This window comes from Polynucleobacter sp. Adler-ghost (genome assembly GCF_018688495.1).
Lineage (GTDB): Bacteria > Pseudomonadota > Gammaproteobacteria > Burkholderiales > Burkholderiaceae > Polynucleobacter.
Map to the genome: position 1 here is coordinate 1101378 of NZ_CP061320.1, position 23783 is coordinate 1125160.

Sequence of the window (23783 nt, forward strand, 5' to 3'; positions counted from 1 at the left end):
AGCGCATGAGCAACATCAGCTGGCTAGGTTCTCAGGATGCATTTCCTAATCCGATTCATGATTCAGATCCTGATCCGAGCGTCCCCGGCTTAATTGCAGTGAGTGAACGAATATATCCAGGGCAGTTGGCTCGCGCATATCAAATGGGTATCTTTCCCTGGTACTCCGATAATCAACCAGTGTTATGGTGGTCACCCAATCCGCGGATGGTATTAAAGCCTGATCAATTTAAATGTCATGACTCACTTAAAAAATCGATTCGACATTTTTTATCCGATCCTCGCAAAGAAATCTGGGTTGATGAAGACTTTAGTGCCGTTGTCCGCTCCTGTGCAACTGCGAACCGCAAGGATCAGGATGGCACTTGGATTACCCATGAAATCATGGATGCCTACACAAATCTTCATGAAGAGGGTCACGCTCACAGTATTGCAATCATGGAGGATAGACGTCTAGTAGGTGGGCTCTATTGCGTCTCATTTGGCGGGATGGTTTTTGGTGAGTCGATGTTTAGCCATCAGACAGATGCCTCTAAAATTGCCTTGGCTGCTCTTACTAGCTGGTGCGAGCAAAACCAAGTGGCAATGATCGATTGCCAGCAAGAGACATCTCACCTCAATTCCTTAGGGGCCGCACCGATTTCTCGCGATGAATTTTTAGCACATCTGCAAGTTGCCTTAAATCAAACTAATATAGAGATTCCCTGGAAATTTGATAAACAGATTCTTCGTCACTGGCTATGACTCAACTAAAAGAGCTTCCTCTTACTGAATTGCAGTTTTATGCAACTGCACCTTATCCCTGCAGCTATCTACCAGGTAAGACTGCACGCTCACAAGTAGCAACTCCCTCACATTTAATACACGCTGATTTATATGGCGAATTGGTGAATGCAGGATTTCGTCGCAGCGGTTTATACACATATCGGCCTTATTGTGATGAATGCCATGCTTGTACTGCTACTCGTATTCCAGTGAAGCATTTCTCACCGAATCGCAGTCAAAAACGCAGCTGGAAAAAACATGCAGGACTAGATGTTCGCGTTCTCAATTTAGGCTACCAAGAAGAGCACTATCAACTCTATCAACTCTATCAACATGAGCGTCATGCTGGTGGGGACTCAGATCAAGACGATCAAGACCAGTACATGCAGTTTTTATTGCAAAGCCGCGTGAACTCCAGAATTGTTGAATTTCGGGATGGTCCACACGATTCACATCCCGGACGTCTGCGTATGGTCAGCATGATTGATATCCTAGATCAAGGAATCTCTTCGGTTTACACCTTCTTTGATACCAGCAATGTCTCTGCAAGCTATGGAAGTTATAGTATCTTGTGGCAAATTCAGCAGGCCTTAGAGTTGGATCTTCCTTATCTTTACCTTGGTTACTACATTGAGCAGAGCGAAAAAATGTCCTATAAGGCGAAGTTTCAGCCTATTGAGGGCTTGATTGATGATCACTGGCAACCCATCATTGGGCCATAATATCCACTCATGATTGATAGCTACCCTCTTCTGCGCCCCTGGCTTTTTTCCTTAGATCCAGAGCAAGCCCACAACATCACCCTAAGCAATCTAGATCGCGCTCAGCGCTGGGGTTTATTGCGCTTCTTAAGTGATCAACCTGCGCCAGATCCGCGCAAGTTATGCGGCATTAACTTTCCAAACCCAGTTGGTCTTGCTGCTGGTCTGGATAAAGATGGCAAACATATTGATGCGCTTGGCACCTTAGGGTTTGGGTTTTTAGAAATCGGCACCGTTACCCCAAAACCGCAACCCGGCAATCCAAAGCCTCGTATGTTTCGTTTGCCACAAGCCCAGGCCATCATTAATCGCATGGGCTTTAATAATGATGGTGTTGATGCATGCGTAAGGCGGGTTCGTAATTCTACTTATTGGCAGAATGGCGGCATTGTTGGCTTAAATATCGGCAAGAATGCGAGTACCCCAATCGAGAATGCTGCAAGCGATTACGTCACGGCCATGGAAGCGGTCTATGAGGTGGCCTCTTACATCACAGTCAATATCTCATCGCCAAATACACAGAATTTACGCGCTCTCCAAGGTGAAGATATGCTGCGCTCTTTGCTGCAATCACTGCACATTGCACGCGAAGCTTTGAGTGACCGATTTGGCGTACGCAAACCCCTCTTTTTAAAAATTGCACCCGACCTTGAGCAAAACGATCTCAAATTCATCACTGATCTCTTGATGGAATTTGGGATTGATGCAATCATCGCGACCAATACAACCATTGCCCGTGATGCTGTTCAAGGTCTTGAATTTGGTCAAGAAGCTGGCGGCCTCTCTGGCGCACCTGTTCGTGATGCCTCCACAGAAGTAATTAGGAGTCTTAAAAGATATCTAGGTGATGCTATTCCGATTGTTGGCGTTGGCGGCATTATGTCCGGCAAAGATGCGCAAGAGAAGATGGCTGCTGGTGCTAGTTTGGTACAAATTTATAGCGGCTTGATCTATCGCGGTCCGAAACTCATTTCTGAGTGTGCCGCTGCCCTGAGGGCTAATTAAGAGCCAATAATCGCTTTTTTAGAGTCGTAGTGGTATTTCATATTGTGCAATTTGAGCAAAAATCGCTACAATTGCCAGCATGGCATTAAATAAATCTGAAAAAGTTACAAAATCACCGGGTGAAGCTGGCAAAACAGCTATACAGGTGGTTGAACGCATGATGAACCTGCTCGACGCCCTTGCATCCCATGAAGAGTCCAGCAGCCTTAAAAACCTTGCAGAAGAAACGCATTTACACCCCTCCACAGCTCACCGTATTCTCAATGACTTAGTAGCCTGCCGCTTGGTGGAGCGTGGCGATGGTGGCACATATCGCCTTGGACTGAAGTTACTTGAGCTGGGCAACCTCGTCAAAGCCCGTTTATCGGTCCGTGAGGCAGCACAAGGGCCGATGCGAGCATTACATAAACTTACCGGCGAAACCATCAACCTTTCAGTTCGCCAAGGCGATGAGATTGTCTATATTGACCGCGCTTATAGCGAACGATCTGGCATGCAAGTAGTTCGCGCCATTGGTGGTCGTGCACCGCTCCACCTGACATCTGTTGGCAAACTATTCCTAGCAAGCGATGACCCAAACCAAGTTCGCGCTTATGTAACACGCACTGGTTTAGCTGGTCACACCAGAAATAGTATTACTGAATTGGGAAAATTAGATTCAGAACTCGATCAGGTTCGTAAGTTAGGTCATGCACGCGATAATGAAGAGCTAGAGTTAGGTGTCAGTTGCGTGGCAGCTGAAATTTATGATGACAGCGGTAAGTTGGTGGCAGGACTCTCATTGAGCTCGCCTACTGATCGTATTCAGGCAGACTGGCTCAAACTTTTACAGGATACCGCCCTACAAATTTCTAAGGGCATGGGCTACAAACCCAAGATCAGCGACCCTCATTCGTAAGATTTGATTTATTTTACGTATGTAGCTCTTACATCAAGCGACGAATTGCCTGAGGTTCACCCAATGGCATGCGCTCATACCAATCGCGGACTCTCACTGCATCAGCAAAACGCGATTGCGTTCCAACAGAATCTAAGAAAACCAGCAGTAAGGGTGTGTTGTTTATACGAGCCTGCATCACTAAGCACTTGCCTGCTGCGTTAATAAATCCTGTTTTTTGTAAGCCGATATTCATATCACCTGAACGTACCAAGCGATTAGTGTTTAAGAACTTCTGTGGTCGCTTGGCAATCACCATAGTCAAATCAGGCCAAGTAGAAAAATCACGAATCATTTTGTATTGATAGGCGGCGCTCAACATACGTGCGAGGTCTTCTGCGGACGCAACGTTTTCACTCCTGAGGCCAGTCGGATCGGCAAAATAAGAATGTGTCATGCCTATCTCTTTTGCCTTGCGGTTCATGGCATCAATAAATGCAGAAATACCGCCTGGATAATTTCGGCCAAGTGTGTAGGCTGCTCGATTCTCAGAGGACATGAGCGACAACAACAAAGCCTCTTCTCGCGTCAACACTGTTCCCCCAGCAAGGCGGGACGAGCGATATATATTGACGTCATCCGCATTAATGACCATGGTTTCATCTAGGGGTAATTTAGAATCAAGGACGACCATTGCCGTCATCAACTTGGTAATAGAAGCAATCGGCAAACTGACCGAGGAGTTCTTTTCAAAATACACTTCCTTGGTATCTTGATTAACAACCATGGCTACGCTGGACTGCAAACTTAAATCGTCGTGCTGACCACGCAAACCAAGTGCTGTTGCAAATGAGGGTCTTGCTGGGACAACGGACTCACCTGGACGAGTAACAGTAGTCCTGACTGTTTTTGGCTTTTTAGTTGACTTAACAACCTTTTTAGACTCAGATTTTGCAGGCGCCTTTCCTGCTGCTTTGGTGGACTTTGCAGTTTTCGAATCTGAATTGTTCGCCATTACTGGAGAGGAGCTAGCAGCTCCAAACGAGATTAGGCAAACGAGGGCGACGAGCCAAAAACGATTCAAATACATCCCAAATTGCCTTCCAAAACTTTTAACATACGGAATGATAAATAACTTTTACTTCTCGACTGCAGTTTTTAGCTACTGAGGCAACAATAATGCTTCTATTTAGTGCGCTTTTAGAGAGCTTATTCTGCAATCGTAGCAACAGTACTTGTTTGACCACGATTAACTAGAACAACTCCAGTCATCGTGAGCAATAAACCACCTGCCATCATAAAGGTAAAGGGCTCATCAAATAAGAACCATGCCATCGCCGCAGTGGTGGGCGGCGTTAAATAAAGAAGGCTCGTTACCTTGGTTGCAGCCCCCTTGCGAATCATCATAAATAGCAAACTAATGGATCCAATAGATATAGGAAAGATGGCCCATAGCAATGCACTGATAACTGAGAGATTCCAAACCATCTCTCCCGACTCAAACAAAAACATACAGATAAAGCACAGCACTGCCGATACGCCAAACTGAATGGATGATCCAGCACGTAAATCAAATACAGGACAGAATTTCTTTTGATATAAGGTGCCGAACGTAATAGAAAAAAGTGCAATAAACGCCAATACATAACTAGCCAATGGGATGTGTGCAAAGCCAATCTTTTCGATAACTACCAAAGCAACCCCCGTAAACCCAAACCCTAGGCCAATCCACTGATGTGGCGTTACCTTTTCTGAAATCCAAGCAGCAAACCAAGCGGTCACAATTGGCTGAAGCCCAACGATGATCGCTACCAAACCCGCCGTCATCCCTAATCTGACAGCAAACCAAACTCCCAGCAAATATCCAAACTGCAACAAGATGCCTGCAATAGCGATATGCTTGATTTGAGACCAGCTAGGCCATGTAATTTTCCAAACTAGACTAAGGGCTGCCATAGCCGCTAAAACCCCTGCAAAGCGCCAAAATAGAAAGGTGGCTGGCTCTACATATGGCATTGCTAAGCGTGCGATTACAAAACCAGTACTCCAAATTAATACAAAAATCGGCGCAATGGCACTATCTAACGAGAGCTTCATGAATAACTTATTGAAAATATTGAGATTTTTACTAAGAGTCTAATTTTAGGCTCTTTTCTCAATCAACCCCTCTTAAATCCACTTCGCTTATATTATGTTGCAACGCAATATAATATAAGCGAAGTGGAAATAGAAAAAGAGTACATTTAGGAAATCTAAAAAAAAAATACAGAACCAGTCAAATGGGAAAGAGATAGATGAACTTAACTCCAGAACAAATTGTCACGGCACAAAAAGCAAACCTAGAGACTTTAAGTGAATTAACCAAACAAGCATTACAAAGTATTGAAAAATTAGTGGAACTCAATTTATATATTGCCAAGCAAAGTTTGAGCGACAGCATGAATAGCGCCAAGAAAGCATTAGAAGTAAAAGACATCCAGCAATTGCTCGCACATCAAGCAGAGGCGGTGCAGCCAATGGCAGAAAAAATGATGGCTTACAGTCGTCATTTGAATGAGTTAGCACATGAGACACAAAACAGCTTTACTCAATCTGCTGAAAAAGAATTTCAAGCGGGTCAGAAAAAAATGAATTCTTTAGTACAAGAGTGGACTAAATATGCGCCAGCAGGATCTGATGGTGCCGCTCAAGCAATGAAGCAAGCTATTGCCACTGCGAACAATGTCTTTGAAACTAGCCAAAAGGCTGTGAAGCATGCGGTTGAAGTTGCACAAAATAATTTAAGCGGTGCTACTAATACTGTTTTGAAGAAAACTGATACTGTGCGTAAAAATATAAAGAAGAAGTAATTTATAACGCAGTCTCAAAAAAGTCCTACTCGATTGAAATAAAAACTTCATTTCTCCTAGGCTGGGGCAAATCGTTTTTTAAAACTAATTCTGCAAGTCGCTCATTGAATTCAGAAGTCTTAGTTACTACTCCGCAGTAAACCTCCATCCAAGTCTCCTTGCCATCTTGATCGGGCAATGGTCTTTTGAGTAACTCACAAGTTAACCCCGGAAACTCAAGCGCTAACTGATCATGCATAGCTCTGATAAGCTTCAAGACCATGGGATGGTCTGACACAATAAATTTAAAGTAGACATATAAACTCATTTCCCACCATCCATTCCGTTCCAACGAGTGACTAATGCATTATCTAAGTCGAAAAGATCTAAGCATCTACCAACCGTTTGATTCACCATATCATCAATAGATTCTGGCTTGGCATAGAAAGCTGGTACCGGAGGCATCACAATTGCACCGCATTCAGTAACCTGAGACATTGAACGTAAGTGCCCCGCATGCAACGGTGTCTCTCTGACCAGTAATACCAAGCGACGACGCTCTTTCAGCACTACATCAGCAGCCCTAGAAACCAAACTACTAGTCACCCCACTAGCTATTTCTGACAAAGTTCTAATTGAACATGGGGCAATCACCATGCCAAGACTTTTAAATGAACCAGAAGATATTGAAGCGCCAATATTTTTTGCTGAATGAACAAAATCAGCCATAGCCTCAATTTGTGCTGGCTTGTAATTCGTTTCAGCAGCCATGGTGAGCTTGGCAGAGTCGCTCATCACCAAATGAGATTCAACACCAAGATGTTTTAAGGCTTCAAGAATTCGGATTCCGTAGATTGTTCCCGATGCTCCTGTAATAGCGACTATTAAACGTTTTTGCACGATGAGCCCTAAAAATTAGTTTGTCTTTAAATAGGAAGATACGGGAAATTCAGCATCAAGAACGGTCTCCAGATTCACAACATCCTCTCCAGGTATCTTCACTTTGGTAAAAACATGACCCTCATAACTTAGCGGCTTAGTTGCATCTAAACCCATTTTTGAGCTCATCCCTTGAAATTGAGCTGGGATAACTCCATCCGCATCAACAGGCAATCCAACCGTCGTTGAAGGATCCAAAACAGAACCTTGTGCATCGTGAATCACCACTAAACCGCGCTTAGCCTGAAATCTCGTAGCAATAGCCCACTCAACCTGAACTGGATCATGAACTTCGACATCTTCGTCGACAATCACAACATGCTTCACATCATAGTGAGAACTAAAAGCGCCCGAGATCACATTCTTAGGCAAGCCCTCGTGCGTCTTTTTAATCTTGATATAAAGATGATATCGCCCAACTCCCCCTAGCGATAAATGCACATCTAAGACTCCAGGAAAGCTTCTGCGAAGATGGGACAAGATGGTCGCTTCTCTCGGGATTGATCCAAGCAATAAATGCTCTAATTCTGCTGGAACAATAGTGTGAAAGATAGGATCTTTTCTATGAGTAACCGTATCCACCACAATGACTTGGCGCTTCTCCTTAGAACTATAGTATTTGGGATACTCGCCGAATGGACCTTCAAGCTCACGTACCTTAGGTGGAATATGCCCTTCTATAACAATCTCCGCATTTGCAGGCACTACAACATCGTTAGTTAAGCATTTCACTACCTCCAGGGGCGCTCCATGCAATGCGCCAGCAATTTCAAGCTCATCTGCATCAATCGGGGCAATTGCCTGAGAGGCTAAGAGTGTTAGAGGGTCTACGCCAATAACCACCGCAACAGACAATGGCTGATTTAACTCTTCGGCAACCTGTTGAAAAGCATGAAGATGCCTAGGCAAAATCAGAACAGCCATACGATCTTTTGAATTTACTTGAATGCGATTAATAGATACATTTTGTATTCCAGTCTTGGGATTTCTGGCTATCACCAAACCAGCGGTAATGTAGGGTCCGCTATCGTGCTCACTGTGTGTGGGCACTGGCAGCAAAGTCCTTACATCAAATTCCTGATGCACAATCTCTTGACAGGGTGCCTTTGTGACTAATTTACAAGGTAGCGGATTGTCGGCCGCTAATCGAAATGCATTCAACAAATCAGATTCATTTACACCCATTGCTTCTGCAATCCATGAGCGCGAAGACATGAAACCAGAAACTACAGGAATTGAATGACCATCTGGACTTGGAAAAAATACACTACTTTTGCCATCGAGCTTTTTAGCTATAGCTGCTAATTCATGCTTAAGTAATACATTCTTCTTTGTCGCAACCAGTCGATTGGTATCAGCAAGCTGCGATAGCCATGGCCGAAGTTGGGTAAACTTTTTCATCAATACCACCTATACGAGATAAAACATGGCCATCATTCTGGAGTGATGCCTGCGCTTGAAACCACTTTTTTCCAAATATCCATTTGTTTACGAATAAAAATTTCAAATTGAGCAGCTGTTCCCCCATCTGGAACAACGCCCTGCTCGTTGAATGTTTTTCTAATATCCTCTTGCTTTAGGATCAAATTGATTTGTTTATTCAACTTATCAACAACTGGCTGTGGTGTCCCTGCTGGCACTACAAAACCATGCCATGATGAAGCTTCATATCCTTTCACGCCAGATTCGCTTACTGTTGGCACATCTGGCATCAACGGGGATCTCGCTTCTGTTGCTATGGCAACTGGTCGAATTTTTCCTGACTGGAGAAAAGGTCGCACATGAGGATAAGCATCAAACGCCACTTCCACTTGGCCGCCTGCTAAATCAGTCAGCAGTGGCGTACTGCCTTTATAAGGCACCTGATTCAAACTAACGCCAGCCATCATCTCAAACAAAACCATTGCCAAATGATTTGAAGATCCTGGGCCCGATGTACCGTAATTCATAAAGCCAGGCTTTGCTTTAGCAAGCGCTAAGAAATCTCCCATTGTCTTAACTGGTGAATTGGAATTAGCGACTAATACCATCGGAGATCTACCAGCCAAGACCACCGGACTGAAGGCTTTTAAGGTGTCGTAAGGTAAAGATTTGTACAAATATGGATTGGCCGCAAAGGGAAACTGAGAAACCAATATTGTGTAGCCATCTGGCGAGGAGCGCGCAACAAAATTAGTTCCAATGGTAGTACCGGCTCCTGGCTTATTTTCTATCACCACGTTTACACCCCAAGCATCACTTAATTTTTTGCCGACTATTCTGCCAAGCGTATCGTTAAATCCACCAGGCGGATAAGGGACAACTATGGTGATTGGTTTCTCTGGATATGTAACTGGGGTTTGCGCAAACAAATGACTCGCACTAAAACCAAAAATAGTAACTACACATGTAAGAAAAAAACCTGTTTTGATGGCTCTCATGAATTTCTCCAATTTGTATTAAACACTGACACGCCTAATTAATTCTTTACGCTCTTCTTGATCTCGAGAATTGCCCTCAAGCACAACCCTCCCCCGCTCAACCACATAATGTCTATCGCATAAATGAATGGCTTTATGAATATTTTGCTCAATTAATAGAATTGAAATTCCTTGAGACTTTAGCTCTTCCATCAACCGAAAGATATCAGCAACCACCATTGGTGCAAGGCCTTCTGTAGGCTCATCTATTAACAGTAATTTTGGATTACCTACCAACACACGAGCCATTGCTAACATTTGCTGCTCGCCGCCAGATAAGGTTGTTCCCGATTGATTTTGCCTCTCCCTTAGCCGCGGAAATCGCTCAAACACCATTTGCATTCGCTGTTCAGCAGCCTTACGCTCACTTGCTTGAACTTGCATCAATCCAAGCCTAAGATTGCCTTCGACACTCAAGCCTGGAAATATTCTGCGGTCTTCGGGAACTAAGCCCATGCCCAATCGGGTAATTTCATTTGGCGGTAAAGCTTCGATAGATTGATCTTGAAATAGTATTTTTCCCTGAGAAGGCCTATGCCATCCGGCAATAGTTTTTACAATGGTAGTCTTGCCGACCCCATTTCTTCCAAACAGGCCTACTGTCTCACCGGGTTTAATGGCTAAATTAACACCCTGCAAAACATGGGATAGGCCAAGATTGACATGTACATCAAGCATCTCCAAAATCATGCCAACTCCTCACCAAAGTATGCCGTTTGCACATGCGGATTAGCGCGAACCTCACTAGGAATATCTTCCGCTAATTTCTTACCCTGCGCCATGACGATTACTGTTTTAGATAGATCCATCACAAGATCTACATCATGCTCAATCAATAGCACTGTAATTTTTGATCCTAGGTGCTTAATAAGCTCAGCGGTGTCCTGAGTATCCCCCTGGGACATCCCTTGAGTTGGCTCATCTAGCAGCAGAAGTTTTGGCCGAGTTGCTAAGGTCACCGCAATCTCTAAGCGTCTTTGCTGGCCATGGGATAAGGCTCCCGCAAGTTGATCGCGACATTCAAGCAAGCCAAATTCTTCTAATAATTCATTAGCCCTATGTATTGCTATGGTGCTTTTGCTTAAAGGTAAAAACAAATGAGAACTTGGCTCTAACGCTTGACTTGCAATTCTTAGGTTATCAATCACAGAAAGATCAAAGAAAAGATTGGTGATCTGAAATGATCGAGCCATTCCACATGACAATCTTTCTTCAGGACTCATTCGCGTAATATTTTTATGCTCCAGCTCAACCAGCCCAGAATCAGCCATGAAAGTACCACTAAGTAAATTGAAAAGAGTGCTCTTGCCGGCACCATTTGGCCCAATAATAGAGGTGACACCTAAACGTGTTACCTCAAAGCTAACATCATCGACAGCCGCAAGACCGCCAAAACGCTTGCTTAGACTCTTCGCTTTAAGAATGATTTCCATATTCTCCATCACTCCTCTCCTTTGCGAGAATGAGTTTTTCTGAAATAGGTAGCTAGCAATCCTGCTATACCCTTGGGAGCGGAGACAACCACTGCTACGAATATCAGTCCAATAACAATATGGTGATGCACCGTCCAAGTTCCAATGATGGATTTAAACGAGGTTAGAAGAACGCTCCCCAGTATGGGTCCAATTAAGGTGCCCACTCCGCCTAAAACAACCGTTACAACCGCATTTCCAGAAACGCTGAAGAACATTAACTCCGGAGAAACAAAACCCCTCAACATTGGATAAAGCGCACCAGATACTGCAGCCACCACTGTAGCCAAAATAAAAGCTACCTGTTTTGGGCCTTTGGATTTGTAGCCTATATAGGCCAAACGGTCCTCATTAGATCGAATGGCATGCCAAATAGATCCCATCGGGGTTGTCAAAAAATACTTTAGGACACTATATAACCCACCAATCGTAAGCAATGTGATGACAAAAAATACACCGGGCTGACCAGCATCAACAGAGCCAATTGGAGTCCAGATTTGCAAAATGGGCACTCCCATCATGCCGTCAGAGGCGCCAAGGCTGCGAGTGTTGTAAACAACTTTTGCGGCTACTTGCGCCAAGCCAAAGGTAATTAAAGCAAAGTAAACACCCTTTGATCTCAGTGCTACAAAGCTAGCAACCCAACCTAACAAGATAGATGAAAGGGTAACAATTCCGATTGCCAAGAAAAAAGATGGGGAAACCTCTTTTAAAATCAAGGCAGATAAATAGGCGCCAAAGCCAAAATATAGAGCTTGACCAAGAGACAGTAAACCAACAATGCCGAGCAATAAGTCAACGGACATTGCTAGCCCACCAAAAATCAATGACTCTGTAGCTAGCCTCAGAAAGAAAGTGTCCCCAAGAACACTTCCTACTACAAATAAGACGATGGCAGATACTAATAAAAATATCTCAATAATCCTAATTGCCTTTACCTGCGGATTATGCATTTTTCATGCCTCCGTACAAACCAGCTGGTTTAAACATAAGCACTAAAACCATCACCGTAAAGACCAGGGGATCTGACCATACTGGCGAAATAAATAAAGAAGATATTGATTGCAATTGGGTTAATAAGATTCCGGCAATAACAGCCCCTTTAATGCTTCCAAGACCTCCGACAATGACAACACTAAAGGCCATCAAAATAAAGTCTCGCCCCATGGTAGGGAATACCGAATAGATAGGAGCAAGCAACACTCCTGCAAGTCCAGCTAAGGCAACACCAAATGCAAAAGTTAGTGCATAAACGCGCATGACCGGTATACCCAATGATGAGCTCATATCCTTGTCATATGCTGAAGCCCTCACAATTGCACCCAACTGGGTTTTATAAATAAGCGCCCAAACAGAAAAAATAATTAATGCGCCAAATCCCATTAAAAATAATCGGTAATTTGGGAACATCACTCCAAGCAACTCACTTGCCCCTGAGATTGGGGCACTGGGTTTTATTGGGTTTGCGCCCCAAATAATCTTATATCCATCTTCCAAAACCATTGCCACGCCAAAAGTGAGGAGCAATGTCAGGATATGTCGGTCTTTATAGTGAAATACTTTTTGAATCAACAGCCTTTCCATTCCAAATCCAATTGGCATCAATATCAAAGGAACCAATATTAGGCAAAGCCAGAATGAGACGCCTATAGCCATGAGACTCACGCTGATGAAAGCACCAGCTGCATAGAACTCACCATGCGACATATTAATAACATCTAGCAAGCCAAAAATAATAGTTAACCCCAAAGCCATGAGGACTACAGCAACCCCAATTGAAAGTCCATTGACTATCTGTGGCGCATAAATATATTGCAAGCTCTCTAGCATTGAAAACCCAATCCCTTAATGAAATTCACAAGCCTAAAAACTCCACATCCGCATAAGATGGATATGGAGTAATTTACAGATTAATTAAAAACGAGTACATGTATCAGGGCCAATTGCCTGATCAGAAGGTACTCTTCCAACAATATTGAACTCGCCATTTTCTACACGAACTGCAAACATATCCTGCATGGCTTGGTGATCACCAGCACGCATCTTCTTTGTGCCTTGCGGGGTTTGCCAGCTTAAGTCATTCATGGCAGCGCGGACCTTATCAGTTTCTGTGGACTTAGCCTTTTCTACAGCAGCCTTATAAAAATACATTAGTCCGTAGGAGTCAGCCCCATAAAGATCAGGGAGCTTGTTATAGGCTTTTTGGAAATCAGCTACAAACTTTTTATTAGCTGGGTTATCTAGCTTGGGTGAGTAGCCAACACCAGTAACAAATCCATTCGCAGACTTACCAATTGCACCTAGATTTTGCGATGTCACTGTGCCAGAGGCGCCAACAACCGTGACGCCTTTATTCACGCCATACTCTTCCATTTGAGTGAATAAGCGTACAGTGTCGTTACCGGCTACAGAGGTATAAATAACGTTTGGCTTAGCAGCCCTTACCTGACCAAAATATGGTGAGTAATCCTTATTATCGAGTGGTGCAAAAACTTCACCAACATCTTTGGCGCCTTTTTCAGTAGATGCTTTCTTAAATGCGGAGACCGTACTCCGCCCCATTTCATAGTCAGGGCCAATAAAGAAAATATTCGCCTTAGGAATCTCTTTATCCACCCAAGCAGCTAATGCAGCAGACTGCATACCTGCACGTGCATTTACTCGGAATACATTTGGTGAGCATTTATCAGCTGTAATTGAATCAGCAAATGAAACAGTTGTCGCAATCAGCTTATTGTTTCTCTCTGCCAACTGCCCAACAGCCAAGGTAGAGCCTGAATTTACTGTACCTGTCAAAAAGTCTACTTTTTCAACTTGGAATAATTTTTCTGCCTTTTGAGTCGCAACGGCAGGATTGGCTTCTTCATCCTCGTAAATTAAGTCAATTTTTCGGCCATTAATGCCGCCTGCAGCATTAATTTCTTTTGCCGCTAAATCTAAACCCATTTTGACTTGCTCGCCAATTGGTGTGTAAGTACCAGATAAAGGTGTCACAACACCGATTTTGATTGGGCCTGTTTGCGCCGAAACTAATGACGCCCCAAGGCTTAACACTACTGCTAGAGCGATTTTCTTTGTTTGAAATTGCTTTTTCATTATGCACGTCTCCTTTAAAAAATTAACGACCAACAAAATTTGGTTGACGCTTCCCATGGAATGCCTCAACCCCTTCTTTAAAATCTTCAGAACTACGCAAACGGCTATAGCAATGACCCTCAACTTCTATTGCCGTAGTTAATAAACAATCCTCTGTTTCATTAAGCATCTTTTTGGCAGTTCTCTGAGCCATAGGCGAGAATGCGCGAAGCTCATCTACCAATTTAGAAACAGCACTGCTGAGTTCAGAATCAGGAACGCATTCAGTTGCAACACCCCATTCATAAGCTTGCTGCCCTTTGATCCGCCTAGAGCGCATCACAATATCCTTAGTTCTCGTGATACCAACCATTTTTTGTAGGCGCGCTGATCCACCTGAGCCAGGAATTTGTCCTAATTTTTGCTCTGGTAAGGCATACAGAGTTGATTCGGCTGCAATACGAAAATCGCATGCTAAAGAAATTTCAAAGCCTACTCCGAAGCAATAGCCATGATTTGCAGCAATGACAGGCTTAGAGCAACGCGTTGGTGCTGCAATATTCCACGCAAGCTTTGATAAGTGCTCAGGTGTTGCTTCTAAAAAGCCCTTAATATCTCCCCCACTTGAGAAATGCTCCCCTTCAGCCCTCAATACAATGATGCGTACGCGGTCATCTGCATCTAAAGTCTCGAAAGTAGCCCGCAATTGATCACGCTGAGGCATTTGTATGACATTAAATGGCGGCCTCTTTAAAACAATGTCAGCCCTTTGCTGGGATTCGTTAATCTCCACATAAAAACCATCAAGATTGTCGAGAATATTGCTAAAGGGGTGCTTCAAAATAGTAGTCATAAGGTCTTTCTAGTAAAAAATTAAGCTCTTTCATATTCGCCAGCGACTAACATTCGTCGCAATACCTTCCCCACAGGCGACTTGGGAATTTCTTTCACAAATACATACTCACGGGGACGTTTAAAGTTGATCAAATCTGATCCACGACAATATTCATCCAGAGTATTTGAATCCACACTCCCAGACGCCCTAATGAAGGCCACCACTTTTTGTCCGAGTCGGTCATCTTTTAAGCCTGCAACAGCCACTTCACTCACAGACGGATGCAATGACAAAATAGATTCAATTTCAACCGGAGAAATATTTTCTCCACCGGAAATAATCATGTCATCGACACGCCCAGTAACGAATAAGTCACCCGACCCATCAAAATAACCCGTATCACCAGTGAAATACCAACCATCACGAATTAACTTTTGATCAGCATCAGGTCTTTTCCAATAACCCTCAAACGCTTCATCACCTGAGAGATCGCAGATAATCTGACCCTCTTCATTGATAACCACCATTTGATTTGGCAATGTTTGTACAGAGCCTTGATCCAGCTTTACCACTCTAATACGTGCATTCAACCCTGCTTTTCCAGCGCAACCTGGCTTCAACACGGCATTTTGATTGATGGTGTATGTATAAATCTCGCTTGAACCATAATGATTCACAAATAATTCAGGAGAAAAGGCTTCGCTTAATTTAAGCAATAAAGCGTCATGCATTGGAGCACCTGCAAATCCAAGCTTCTTAACCGTCCTAACTCTACTTGAATTGAAATTTTTTGACTCGATCATGTCGTGATAAAGGGTCGGAACTAAGTAAAGATGCGTCACTGCTTCGCGCTCAATTGCTTCAATAGCTTTATTCACATCCCAACGAGGAACTGCGATATAAGTACCATTAACGATGCATAGGGATAACAATGTTCGTACACCCATAGTGTGATACAGGGGCATTACTCCCAAGGTCACTTCACCCATTGCATACTGATTTTGTGCCACATGCGCAATGCCTGCAGCTCGCTCTGCGCGCTGCTTTCTTGGAACCCCTTTCGGTTTACCAGTGGTGCCTGAGGTAAAGAGCATGACAGATATATCCTCAACGTGACCGCGCGCAACAGGTTCAATCCCTTTCTGAATGAGGCTCTCAAAATACCTGTAAGCATCTGAATCCGTCTTCTCCATACATAGAATCACAGAGATTGACTTGCTTGTTTCGGATTCTAAATAGTTATTGAGTGAAATCTCCTCGACAAACGCTAATTTCACATCAGCATTTTGTGCACAGTAATCAATTTCATCTGGCTTGGAGCGCCAATTTAAAGGAACAATTGCGATACCAGCCATCTGGCATGCCCAGTGAATTGTTGCTGCCTCATAGCGATTTTGCAAAATAGTCAAAATCCGATCGCCACGCTTCAGACCCTGCTCATTAAAAAATTGCTGAATAGCGCCAATATGTAGTGCCCACTCCTTGTAGGTATATCGTCTACTCCCATCAACGATTGCTAACTTTTCAGGCTCACGCTCAACAGCCTGTAAAAAAGTTCGACCTAGGTCAAGCATGCTCTCCTCCGTCTTTGTGCGCTCTGGCTGAAGCAACTTCTAATACAGCTTCGACAATCCCAACGTATCCAGTGCAACGACATAAATTACCGGACAAGCCCTCGCGCACTTCTTTCTCAGTTGGATCGGGATTCTTTTTGAGTAAATCCTCTGCAGATAGTAAAAATCCTGACGTACAAAATCCACATTGCAGCGCATGGTGTTTTTTAAAGGCATTTTGTAAGTCAGACATTTCCCCTGACTTTACAAGCCCCTCTACAGTATTCACTTTAGCGCCATCGACCTGGTATGCAAACATGAGACAAGAGCGAATAATTTGTCCATCAAGTTCTACCGTGCATGCCCCGCATACGCCATGCTCACAACCTACATGTGTGCCAGTTGCCCCTAAATCATGGCGAATAAAGTCTAGTAATGTAGTGCGTGATTCACAACTTTCTTCACGCTCTACACCGTTTAAAATGAGCCTTACCAAGTGGTTCTTCATCTTATTTCATCGCTTTTAAAATCTATCGCCTGTTGACATGCGCGCTTGCCAAGCGAACGCATCAAATGTCGACGCAATCCTGAAGTGGCAGTGGGATCTTCTCTTACCTCAGTTTCAGTAGCTAAATTATCAATAAACTGATTGGCCTCATCTAGAGAATTGGCAACACATTTATATACCTTCACAACATCATCAATCCCACCAAATCCTATAGTCCAGTGATCGCCCTCCTTAATAACTGCAACAGCTACAACCGCATAATCGCCATGACGATATCCGTATTCAGTAAATCCAAATCCAGCATTAGGTCTACGAATAGGGAAATCGACTGCTTCGATAAATTCATTTGACTGACGATCAGTCTGAAGAGCGCCCAAGAAAAAATCTCTGGCTTGTACTACCCGCCTCTTTTTCTTGCTGACTAGAGTTACGGAACCCCCTAATACAGCCAACCCAAGAACCAATTCAGAGCTAGGGTCGCCATGTGCTATCGATCCACATACTGTTCCACGATTTCGAATAGGCGCGTGGGCTATCCACGGAAACATCATACTTAACAGCGGTTGAACCGTTTGTAGTTCACTCCAATGCTCCAACTCAGATTGTCTTACACCAGCCCCAACCCGAAGCATGTCGCCTGAAACACCAAATTTTTTAAGCTCTTCGACCTTGTTAATATCAATTAAATGGTCAGGGCTAGCCACCCTCATGGCCAATACAGGGACAAGGGTTTGCCCACCAGCAATAATGCGAGCATCCTCTCCATATTTATCGAGCAAATCCAAAATATTCGATTGAGAGTGGGCTTGGTGCATCACGAACGGAGCAGATTTCATTTGCTTACTCCCAATAAGGCAAAGAGCCTGCCAATGAGGGATTTAAATAAACCCTCCTGCTTTGCTCCGGCCTCTTTTGCAAGCGCTCTAAATAGCTGATCCAAAACCAATCGAATAGCACCCTCTAGTAACCTGCTGCCAATCGCTGCTAGCTTCCCCGATACCTGCGCCTGGTAGTCATAGCTTAGAACAGTTACTCCATTGTCTTTTTTAAGACTAACTTGGCCCATTCCGAGTGCCATTCCTAATGGGCCCCTACCTTCTCCACCCAAGGTAAAGCTATCGGGACTTTGAACATTCGTTAAAACAACCTTAGCTTCAAATCGGGCTTTAGCAATACCAATGCGTACAACTGCTACGCAGTCAAACTGAATACCATCAGTTATAGTTTTTTTATGAATGGATTCGCAGCCCGGTATGACATTCTTTAATCTTTCTGGATCAAGCAAAACAGCAAAGATCTCTTCTTGCAGAACATGCAATCTAACCTCGCCTTGAGCTTTCAAAGGATAGTCAGTATTTGCTGTCATCGACGACACTTGGCTCGAGGATTTATCAAGTTTTAAAGAGCCTTTTTCGACAAGCAGTGCATGAATTCGACTCGGAGTCGCAGGCAAAATAATATTCTCAATATCTAACGCATCTGCAATGGCGTTTGCAATACAAACGGGGGTACTCATACTATTTCCCTCTCCAATTCCTTTGGCACCCAAAGGTGTAAATGGGCTTGGAGATTCTTGATGATAAATTTTTGGGACACCAATATCGCTAGCAGTTGGCAAACGGTAATCTGCAAAAGTCCCTGAGAGAAAATTACCATCGCTGCTATAGACAAACTCTTCAAAAAGAGCTGCCCCTACAGCCTGTGCATATGCCCCATAAATCTGACCATTTGCTAAGGCAGGGTTTAATATTTTTCCCGCATCATGAACGGTAATGTACTGATCGATTTTGGCAGAACAGGTTTCAGGATCTATTTCAATGCCGCAAGCATCAAGAGCAAAACCATATGCAGCAGAAGTATTGATTCGATCACCCTCATCAGGCGCCTCTAGAACAGCAGCACTCCAAAACTGCGTTTCCTGAAGCGCCAGAATCGCTTCGCTCCCAAGAGCCTCTTGAATTAATCCAGGAGACCAGTGAAAATTTCCACATACTCTGGAGAAAGGAATTCCTCTCTCATCACCCCCAACTACAGATATATTTCCGTTTGCAAAAATTAACTGATCTGGCTTCACCTTAAGCACATGAGCGGCATAATCCGCAATCCTAGCCTTGAGCTTTTCAGCTGCCAGAAATACTGTTCCTGCGACAGCACCCGCAAATCGACTTGAGTAATTTCCAGCAGCAATTGACCATGCATCTTTTGCAGTGTCAAAATCTACATTCACCTGGATTTGGGATGGCAAGACACCAAAAACATCTGCCAATAATTGACTAATAACTGTTTGATGCCCTTGTCCAGCTGGAGCTGATGCAATATTGGCGGCAATATTTCCGGAAGGGTCCACGCTAACAGTCGCAGAAGTAATGGCGCCATTTTTAGGGCCAGCTTTTGCTCTTTGTTCTTTTGTCAGAACGGTAGTGATGTAACCCATATTAGAAACCGAAGGCTCAACAATCGACGCAATACCAATACCGTAATAACGACCTTCTTTCTTTGCCTGCTCTCTACGATCTAGTATTTTTTTAAACTCTGGTGAACCCTCAAGAGTTTTTAAGGCTTTCTGGTAATCCCCCGAGTCCAGTAATGCCCCAGCGGCTGCTCGGTAAGGGAATTGCTCTTTTTGAACATAATTTAATGCAGCTATTTCTTGATGCGTTTTTCCTAATGATTTTGCGATTTTATGAATCAAGCGTTCAAGTGCGTAATAAACCTGAGGGCCGCCAAATCCCCTCACTAATCCGGTAGGAGTTTTATTAATAAGCACAACACGATTACGAATTTTTAAATTCTGAATTTGGTAAGGACCAGTCACACATCCATGCATACGATAGAGTGTTGCTGGCTCAGGTGCTCTTAAATATGCGCCGCAATCTTCAATTTGATCGTAGTCCAAAGCCAGAATTTTTCCCTCGCCATCCACAGCAGCACGCAAATGAGTGTGCCGAGATGTGGCAGAGGTAGCTGCCTGAAGATGCTCTAAGCGATCCTCAATAAATTTCACAGGAGCGCCTGCCTTACGCGACGCCAAACAACTCATGATGATGTATGGCAGTACCGACTGCTTAACGCCGAAGCTACCACCTGAATCAGGCGCAACATGATGACGTAATTTTGTTCCTGGGACCTTCAAGGCGGCTGCCATAACTACATGCAATGAAAATGGACCCATAAAATTCGACGTGACTTCATAAGACAAATCAGCCATTCGCCATTGAGCAACCACTCCACCAGTTTCTAAGGGCGTGCAAGAATTCCGAGGGTAACGAATATCAACCTCAACAATATTGGCAGCTTTTTGAAATGCGCTATCGGGATCGCCATATTGATATGCCCTATCTAAAACGCAATTACTGCCAATGTCTTTATGCAAAACAATTGATGCATCTGTTAATGCAATATCTACATCGACCACAGCGGGAAGGGGCTGAATATCTAACGCCACCCTTTCAACACCATCTTCTGCCAAAGCCCTTGATTCAGCGATGACAACAGCTATAGGCTCTCCAACATAGCGCACATACTCATTAGCCAATACCCACTGACGCATGGGAGTTTTAACGGCAACTACCAATGGATTTGACCAGGCCTGCACATCCTCGATCGTCAGAATTGCCCTGACACCCTTAAGCTGCAATGCTGACCCAATATCTACAGAAAGAATTTTTCCATGAGCAATCGGTGATCGAACCACAGCTGCGTATAGAGTTCCAACTGGCAATGGAAGATCATCTAAGTATCGACCTTCTCCTGTCAGTAGAGCGGTATCTTCTACGCGCTCACATGCCTTGCCTAAATAGTTTGAACTTGTTTTCAATGACTTCTTTTCAGCTAAATTGAGAAAAATTGATGCTGAAAGAAGCTTAATGATCGACCAGTGAGGATGCTTACCCTAAAGTCCGATGAGTTACCTTAGAGTCCGATTATGTATATCAGGAAAACCCTAAGAGTCTAGCTTAGGAGCCTTTTCTACTTGCTGACGATAGAGGCTGGGGGTAACCCCTTGATGCTGCTTAAAAAAACGAGTGAAATGACTTGGGGCAGAAAAGCCAAGTTCAGTGCCAATATGTATCAGGTTCTCTCCTTTGTCAGCTAGGGCATCAAAGGCAAACTCCATTCTAAGGACATTCGCAAATACAACCGGTGAAAGCCCGGTACAGCGCCTAAAGAGCTCAAAAAAGTGTGAGCGGGAAAGATCAACGCTTTGCGCAACCATGGCAATATCACTAAACCCCTGCGGGGATGTCCTCATGATGTGAATTGCTTTCCTTATTCTAGGATCCATAAAAGCCAGTGAATTTCCGGAGTTACGCAAATCACTTGGAGTTAAAAGATCGGCATTATCCATGAAGCTCAATACGAGTTCAAGCAAGATAGACTCAAGATAATCATGGGTAATTTGATCGGCCCACCAAAGCTCCATTGAAATCTTTTCTAATACTTGCTTTTGATGAACGCCCAACCCAGATAAATTGTTCATAAAAAATCGGGGATGACTGCTTGCTAAGAATTTTTTACTGAAAGATGCTAGCCACTTAGGCTCAAGGTACAGAGCAAGCAGAATAGGGTTTTCACCATTAACTGGTAAGTGAAGATAAGAATGCTCTTCCCAAGCATTGATAAGCACTGCATTGTCATCCGTTAAAGGGCATAACTGCCCTCTTACTTGAAAAGCAATGTCCGGTCCAGCCACCTTACATAAGATGTGGCAGTGGTGATGTGCATGGGTTACCAAGGGCGCATCCATCTCTAGAAGAGCCACTCTACCAAAATCACCATGAAGAAGTCGGATTACCTTAGACATGCTTTAAATCATCTCACAAACTTATTCTTTTGATAAGTATTTATATTGCACTGTAAAAAAAGCCCCGATATTTCAGGGCTTTTAATATTTACAGTCTATTTGGTCTCTATTTTTTCTTTACAGGCGGCAAATCAGTGCAATGGCCAAGGGCAGCCTCTGCGGCCAAGCCAACAGATTCTCCCAGGGTTGGATGCGGATGAATCGTTTTACCAATATCTACAGCATCAGCACCCATCTCTATAGCAAGGCAGACTTCGCCAATTAAATCACCGGCATGCGTACCAACAATACCACCACCAATAATACGTTTGCTAGTAGCATCAAAAATGAGTTTGGTGAAGCCCTCATCTCGACCATTAGCAATCGCTCTACCGCTGGCCGCCCAAGGAAATAAACCTTTTTCATAGACTATTCCCTTAGCCTTGCACTGCTCTTCAGTCAAACCTGCCCAAGCCACTTCAGGGTCAGTGTATGCCACTGATGGAATTTGCTTCGCATCAAAGTAGGATTTTTCACCAGCAGCAACCTCAGCAGCAACGTGACCCTCATGCACCGCCTTATGAGCCAGCATAGGTTGGCCAACAATATCGCCAATCGCAAAGATATTATGGACATTGGTACGCATTTGATTATCAACAGGAACAAAGCCGCGCTCATCTACAACAACACCTGCAGCGGATGCGTCAATCTTCTTGCCATTTGGAGTGCGCCCAACTGCAACTAATACCAAGTCGTAAGTCTGCGGTCCCGAGGGAGCACTCTCACCTTCAAAACTAACCTGAATACCGTCAGCCTTCACTTCAGCTTTTGATGCGCGAGTCTTGAGCATGATGTTTTCAAAACGGCCAGCATTAAACTTCTCCCAGACCTTCTCTAAATCACGATCCGCACCTGCCATAAGGCCATCCATCATTTCAGCAATATCAATACAGGAGCCTAGAGTACTATATACAGTGGCCATCTCCAAACCAATAATGCCGCCACCGATGACCAACATGCGCTTTGGAATAGTCTTGAGTAACAAGGCGCCAGTGCTATCTACGATACGAGGATCTTCTGGCAAGAATGGAAGTTTTACTGGCTGGCTTCCCGCTGCAATGATTGCCTTCTGAAACCGAACCACTTCTTTTTGTCCTGTTAAATCTTGACCATCACCCTTGGTTAACTCGACTTCTACATGATTTGCATCCAAGAATCGGCCTAATCCACGCACCACGTTCACTTTGCGTGCTTTGGCCATGCCAGCTAATCCGCCCGTTAATTTGGCAATGACTGAATTTTTGTAGCCACGTAATTGATCAATTTCAATCTTGGGAGCGCCATAGCTAATACCATGCTTAGACATTGTTTTCACTTCATCCATCACTGCAGTTGTATGCAGCAAGGCTTTCGAAGGAATACAGCCCACGTTTAAGCAAACACCACCTAAAGTTGAATAGCGCTCTATCAAAATAGTACTCATACCCAAATCTGCACTTCGGAAGGCGGCACTGTAGCCTCCTGGACCGGCACCCAATACGAGCACTTCACACTCATGATCCACTTTGCCACTGTATTGACCAGCAACAGGAGCGCTCATTACAGGCGCTGCTGCTATTGGTGTAGGAGTTGGAGCTGGTGAGGCTGCAGACACAGCAGCTTGAGGAGTAGATCCTGCCCCCACTTCAATTTCAGCTACCGCACTACCTTTACCAACCTTATCGCCAGCTTTTACAGAAATACTCAGAACCGTTCCAGCCGCATCAGCTGGAACTTCCATGGTGGCTTTGTCAGATTCTAGAACGAGCAGTGGTTGTTCTTTTTCAATCACATCGCCCACTTTGATGAGTACTTCAATAACCGGTACATCCGAATAATCACCAATATCTGGTACGAGAATAATTTGCTTAGTCATATTCTCTCC

23 protein-coding genes are annotated in these 23783 nt (G+C 44.0%); 5 read left to right on the top strand and 18 right to left on the bottom strand.

The features are described from left to right. The first annotated feature begins 5 nt into the window (after positions 1–5). The 4 genes from aat (at position 6) to ICV89_RS05800 (ending at position 3428) form a co-directional block, all read left to right on the top strand. Entirely contained in the window at positions 6–743 is a 738-nt protein-coding gene (gene aat / locus ICV89_RS05785) for a leucyl/phenylalanyl-tRNA--protein transferase (RefSeq protein WP_215307296.1), read from the top strand. Then, positions 740–1486, top strand: a complete 747-nt coding sequence (locus tag ICV89_RS05790; RefSeq protein ID WP_215307297.1) for an arginyltransferase — start codon at positions 740–742, stop codon at positions 1484–1486. The genes aat and ICV89_RS05790 overlap by 4 nt, the downstream gene beginning before the upstream one ends. A gap of 9 nt (positions 1487–1495) precedes the next feature. Further along, positions 1496–2530, top strand: a complete 1035-nt coding sequence (locus ICV89_RS05795) for a quinone-dependent dihydroorotate dehydrogenase (RefSeq protein ID WP_215307299.1) — start codon at positions 1496–1498, stop codon at positions 2528–2530. Positions 2531–2609: 79 nt separating this feature from the next. After that, positions 2610–3428, top strand: a complete 819-nt coding sequence (locus ICV89_RS05800) for an IclR family transcriptional regulator (RefSeq protein WP_215307301.1) — start codon at positions 2610–2612, stop codon at positions 3426–3428. A 28-nt stretch (positions 3429–3456) separates the two neighbouring features. On the opposite strand, the gene ICV89_RS05805 is transcribed toward ICV89_RS05800, so the two are convergent. Together ICV89_RS05805 and ICV89_RS05810 are read right to left on the bottom strand one after the other, a co-directional pair. After that, positions 3457–4422, bottom strand: a complete 966-nt coding sequence (locus tag ICV89_RS05805) for a serine hydrolase (protein WP_251370788.1) — start codon at positions 4420–4422, stop codon at positions 3457–3459. A 194-nt stretch (positions 4423–4616) separates the two neighbouring features. Then, positions 4617–5504 carry a DMT family transporter gene (locus ICV89_RS05810; RefSeq protein WP_215307305.1) on the bottom strand — a complete coding sequence of 296 codons (888 nt, stop codon included), beginning with the start codon at positions 5502–5504 and terminating at the stop codon, positions 4617–4619. A gap of 197 nt (positions 5505–5701) precedes the next feature. Here ICV89_RS05810 and ICV89_RS05815 point away from each other — a divergent pair, with 197 nt between their 5' ends. Next, complete coding sequence (locus ICV89_RS05815; protein ID WP_215307307.1) at positions 5702–6256, top strand: phasin family protein; 555 nt, start codon at positions 5702–5704, stop codon at positions 6254–6256. Between the two features lie 25 nt (positions 6257–6281). On the opposite strand, the gene ICV89_RS05820 is transcribed toward ICV89_RS05815, so the two are convergent. The 16 genes from ICV89_RS05820 to lpdA all read right to left on the bottom strand — a co-directional run bounded on the left by ICV89_RS05820 (position 6282) and on the right by lpdA (position 23774). Beyond that, positions 6282–6563 carry a DUF4936 family protein gene (locus ICV89_RS05820; protein ID WP_215307309.1) on the bottom strand — a complete coding sequence of 94 codons (282 nt, stop codon included), beginning with the start codon at positions 6561–6563 and terminating at the stop codon, positions 6282–6284. Further along, the gene (locus tag ICV89_RS05825) at positions 6560–7138 is read right to left on the bottom strand and encodes a UbiX family flavin prenyltransferase (protein WP_215310341.1); all 579 of its coding nucleotides are present in this window, start codon (positions 7136–7138) and stop codon (positions 6560–6562) included. Before ICV89_RS05825 ends, ICV89_RS05820 begins: the two co-directional genes overlap by 4 nt. A gap of 12 nt (positions 7139–7150) precedes the next feature. After that, positions 7151–8575: a UbiD family decarboxylase gene (locus ICV89_RS05830; protein ID WP_215307311.1), complete on the bottom strand. Its 1425-nt coding sequence runs from the start codon at positions 8573–8575 to the stop codon at positions 7151–7153. Positions 8576–8607: 32 nt separating this feature from the next. After that, the gene (locus ICV89_RS05835) at positions 8608–9594 is read right to left on the bottom strand and encodes a tripartite tricarboxylate transporter substrate binding protein (protein WP_215307313.1); all 987 of its coding nucleotides are present in this window, start codon (positions 9592–9594) and stop codon (positions 8608–8610) included. Between the two features lie 18 nt (positions 9595–9612). Continuing rightward, positions 9613–10323 (bottom strand): ABC transporter ATP-binding protein, encoded by a 711-nt coding sequence (locus tag ICV89_RS05840; protein WP_216861250.1) that lies wholly within the window; start codon positions 10321–10323, stop codon positions 9613–9615. After that, a complete protein-coding gene (locus ICV89_RS05845) occupies positions 10320–11075 on the bottom strand; it encodes an ABC transporter ATP-binding protein (RefSeq protein WP_251370789.1) in 756 nt (251 codons plus the stop codon). The genes ICV89_RS05840 and ICV89_RS05845 overlap by 4 nt, the downstream gene beginning before the upstream one ends. Further along, positions 11075–12058 carry a branched-chain amino acid ABC transporter permease gene (locus tag ICV89_RS05850; protein WP_215307315.1) on the bottom strand — a complete coding sequence of 328 codons (984 nt, stop codon included), beginning with the start codon at positions 12056–12058 and terminating at the stop codon, positions 11075–11077. The genes ICV89_RS05845 and ICV89_RS05850 overlap by 1 nt, the downstream gene beginning before the upstream one ends. Beyond that, positions 12051–12935, bottom strand: coding sequence for a branched-chain amino acid ABC transporter permease (locus tag ICV89_RS05855; RefSeq protein WP_215307317.1), 885 nt, complete (start codon positions 12933–12935; stop codon positions 12051–12053). Before ICV89_RS05855 ends, ICV89_RS05850 begins: the two co-directional genes overlap by 8 nt. 84 nt (positions 12936–13019) lie before the next feature. Further along, complete coding sequence (locus ICV89_RS05860; protein ID WP_215307319.1) at positions 13020–14201, bottom strand: ABC transporter substrate-binding protein; 1182 nt, start codon at positions 14199–14201, stop codon at positions 13020–13022. A 22-nt stretch (positions 14202–14223) separates the two neighbouring features. Then, positions 14224–15033, bottom strand: coding sequence for an enoyl-CoA hydratase/isomerase family protein (locus ICV89_RS05865; protein WP_215307320.1), 810 nt, complete (start codon positions 15031–15033; stop codon positions 14224–14226). Between the two features lie 20 nt (positions 15034–15053). Next, complete coding sequence (locus tag ICV89_RS05870; RefSeq protein WP_215307322.1) at positions 15054–16589, bottom strand: AMP-binding protein; 1536 nt, start codon at positions 16587–16589, stop codon at positions 15054–15056. Beyond that, positions 16582–17076, bottom strand: a complete 495-nt coding sequence (locus ICV89_RS05875) for a (2Fe-2S)-binding protein (protein WP_215307324.1) — start codon at positions 17074–17076, stop codon at positions 16582–16584. The genes ICV89_RS05870 and ICV89_RS05875 overlap by 8 nt, the downstream gene beginning before the upstream one ends. Continuing rightward, complete coding sequence (locus ICV89_RS05880; protein ID WP_215307326.1) at positions 17073–17912, bottom strand: xanthine dehydrogenase family protein subunit M; 840 nt, start codon at positions 17910–17912, stop codon at positions 17073–17075. Before ICV89_RS05880 ends, ICV89_RS05875 begins: the two co-directional genes overlap by 4 nt. Next, the gene (locus tag ICV89_RS05885) at positions 17909–20893 is read right to left on the bottom strand and encodes a molybdopterin cofactor-binding domain-containing protein (protein WP_216861251.1); all 2985 of its coding nucleotides are present in this window, start codon (positions 20891–20893) and stop codon (positions 17909–17911) included. The genes ICV89_RS05880 and ICV89_RS05885 overlap by 4 nt, the downstream gene beginning before the upstream one ends. A 126-nt stretch (positions 20894–21019) precedes the next feature. Next, entirely contained in the window at positions 21020–21880 is an 861-nt protein-coding gene (locus ICV89_RS05890) for a helix-turn-helix transcriptional regulator (protein WP_215307328.1), read from the bottom strand. 106 nt (positions 21881–21986) lie between these two features. After that, on the bottom strand, positions 21987–23774 hold the full coding sequence (gene lpdA / locus ICV89_RS05895; RefSeq protein WP_215307330.1) for a dihydrolipoyl dehydrogenase: 1788 nt from the start codon (positions 23772–23774) through the stop codon (positions 21987–21989). Positions 23775–23783 lie beyond the last annotated feature (9 nt).

What these genes read in the sequence shown, in the direction of transcription:
- aat (WP_215307296.1), top strand. Translation starts at nt 6, where the DNA reads ATGAGCAACATCAGCTGGCTAGGTTCTCAGGATGCATTTCCTAATCCG.
- ICV89_RS05790 (WP_215307297.1), top strand. Translation starts at nt 740, where the DNA reads ATGACTCAACTAAAAGAGCTTCCTCTTACTGAATTGCAGTTTTATGCA.
- ICV89_RS05795 (WP_215307299.1), top strand. Translation starts at nt 1,496, where the DNA reads ATGATTGATAGCTACCCTCTTCTGCGCCCCTGGCTTTTTTCCTTAGAT.
- ICV89_RS05800 (WP_215307301.1), top strand. Translation starts at nt 2,610, where the DNA reads ATGGCATTAAATAAATCTGAAAAAGTTACAAAATCACCGGGTGAAGCT.
- ICV89_RS05805 (WP_251370788.1), bottom strand. Translation starts at nt 4,422, where the DNA reads ATGGCGAACAATTCAGATTCGAAAACTGCAAAGTCCACCAAAGCAGCA.
- ICV89_RS05810 (WP_215307305.1), bottom strand. Translation starts at nt 5,504, where the DNA reads ATGAAGCTCTCGTTAGATAGTGCCATTGCGCCGATTTTTGTATTAATT.
- ICV89_RS05815 (WP_215307307.1), top strand. Translation starts at nt 5,702, where the DNA reads ATGAACTTAACTCCAGAACAAATTGTCACGGCACAAAAAGCAAACCTA.
- ICV89_RS05820 (WP_215307309.1), bottom strand. Translation starts at nt 6,563, where the DNA reads ATGAGTTTATATGTCTACTTTAAATTTATTGTGTCAGACCATCCCATG.
- ICV89_RS05830 (WP_215307311.1), bottom strand. Translation starts at nt 8,575, where the DNA reads ATGAAAAAGTTTACCCAACTTCGGCCATGGCTATCGCAGCTTGCTGAT.
- ICV89_RS05835 (WP_215307313.1), bottom strand. Translation starts at nt 9,594, where the DNA reads ATGAGAGCCATCAAAACAGGTTTTTTTCTTACATGTGTAGTTACTATT.
- ICV89_RS05840 (WP_216861250.1), bottom strand. Translation starts at nt 10,323, where the DNA reads ATGATTTTGGAGATGCTTGATGTACATGTCAATCTTGGCCTATCCCAT.
- ICV89_RS05845 (WP_251370789.1), bottom strand. Translation starts at nt 11,075, where the DNA reads ATGGAGAATATGGAAATCATTCTTAAAGCGAAGAGTCTAAGCAAGCGT.
- ICV89_RS05850 (WP_215307315.1), bottom strand. Translation starts at nt 12,058, where the DNA reads ATGCATAATCCGCAGGTAAAGGCAATTAGGATTATTGAGATATTTTTA.
- ICV89_RS05855 (WP_215307317.1), bottom strand. Translation starts at nt 12,935, where the DNA reads ATGCTAGAGAGCTTGCAATATATTTATGCGCCACAGATAGTCAATGGA.
- ICV89_RS05860 (WP_215307319.1), bottom strand. Translation starts at nt 14,201, where the DNA reads ATGAAAAAGCAATTTCAAACAAAGAAAATCGCTCTAGCAGTAGTGTTA.
- ICV89_RS05865 (WP_215307320.1), bottom strand. Translation starts at nt 15,033, where the DNA reads ATGACTACTATTTTGAAGCACCCCTTTAGCAATATTCTCGACAATCTT.
- ICV89_RS05870 (WP_215307322.1), bottom strand. Translation starts at nt 16,589, where the DNA reads ATGCTTGACCTAGGTCGAACTTTTTTACAGGCTGTTGAGCGTGAGCCT.
- ICV89_RS05875 (WP_215307324.1), bottom strand. Translation starts at nt 17,076, where the DNA reads ATGAAGAACCACTTGGTAAGGCTCATTTTAAACGGTGTAGAGCGTGAA.
- ICV89_RS05880 (WP_215307326.1), bottom strand. Translation starts at nt 17,912, where the DNA reads ATGAAATCTGCTCCGTTCGTGATGCACCAAGCCCACTCTCAATCGAAT.
- ICV89_RS05890 (WP_215307328.1), bottom strand. Translation starts at nt 21,880, where the DNA reads ATGTCTAAGGTAATCCGACTTCTTCATGGTGATTTTGGTAGAGTGGCT.
- lpdA (WP_215307330.1), bottom strand. Translation starts at nt 23,774, where the DNA reads ATGACTAAGCAAATTATTCTCGTACCAGATATTGGTGATTATTCGGAT.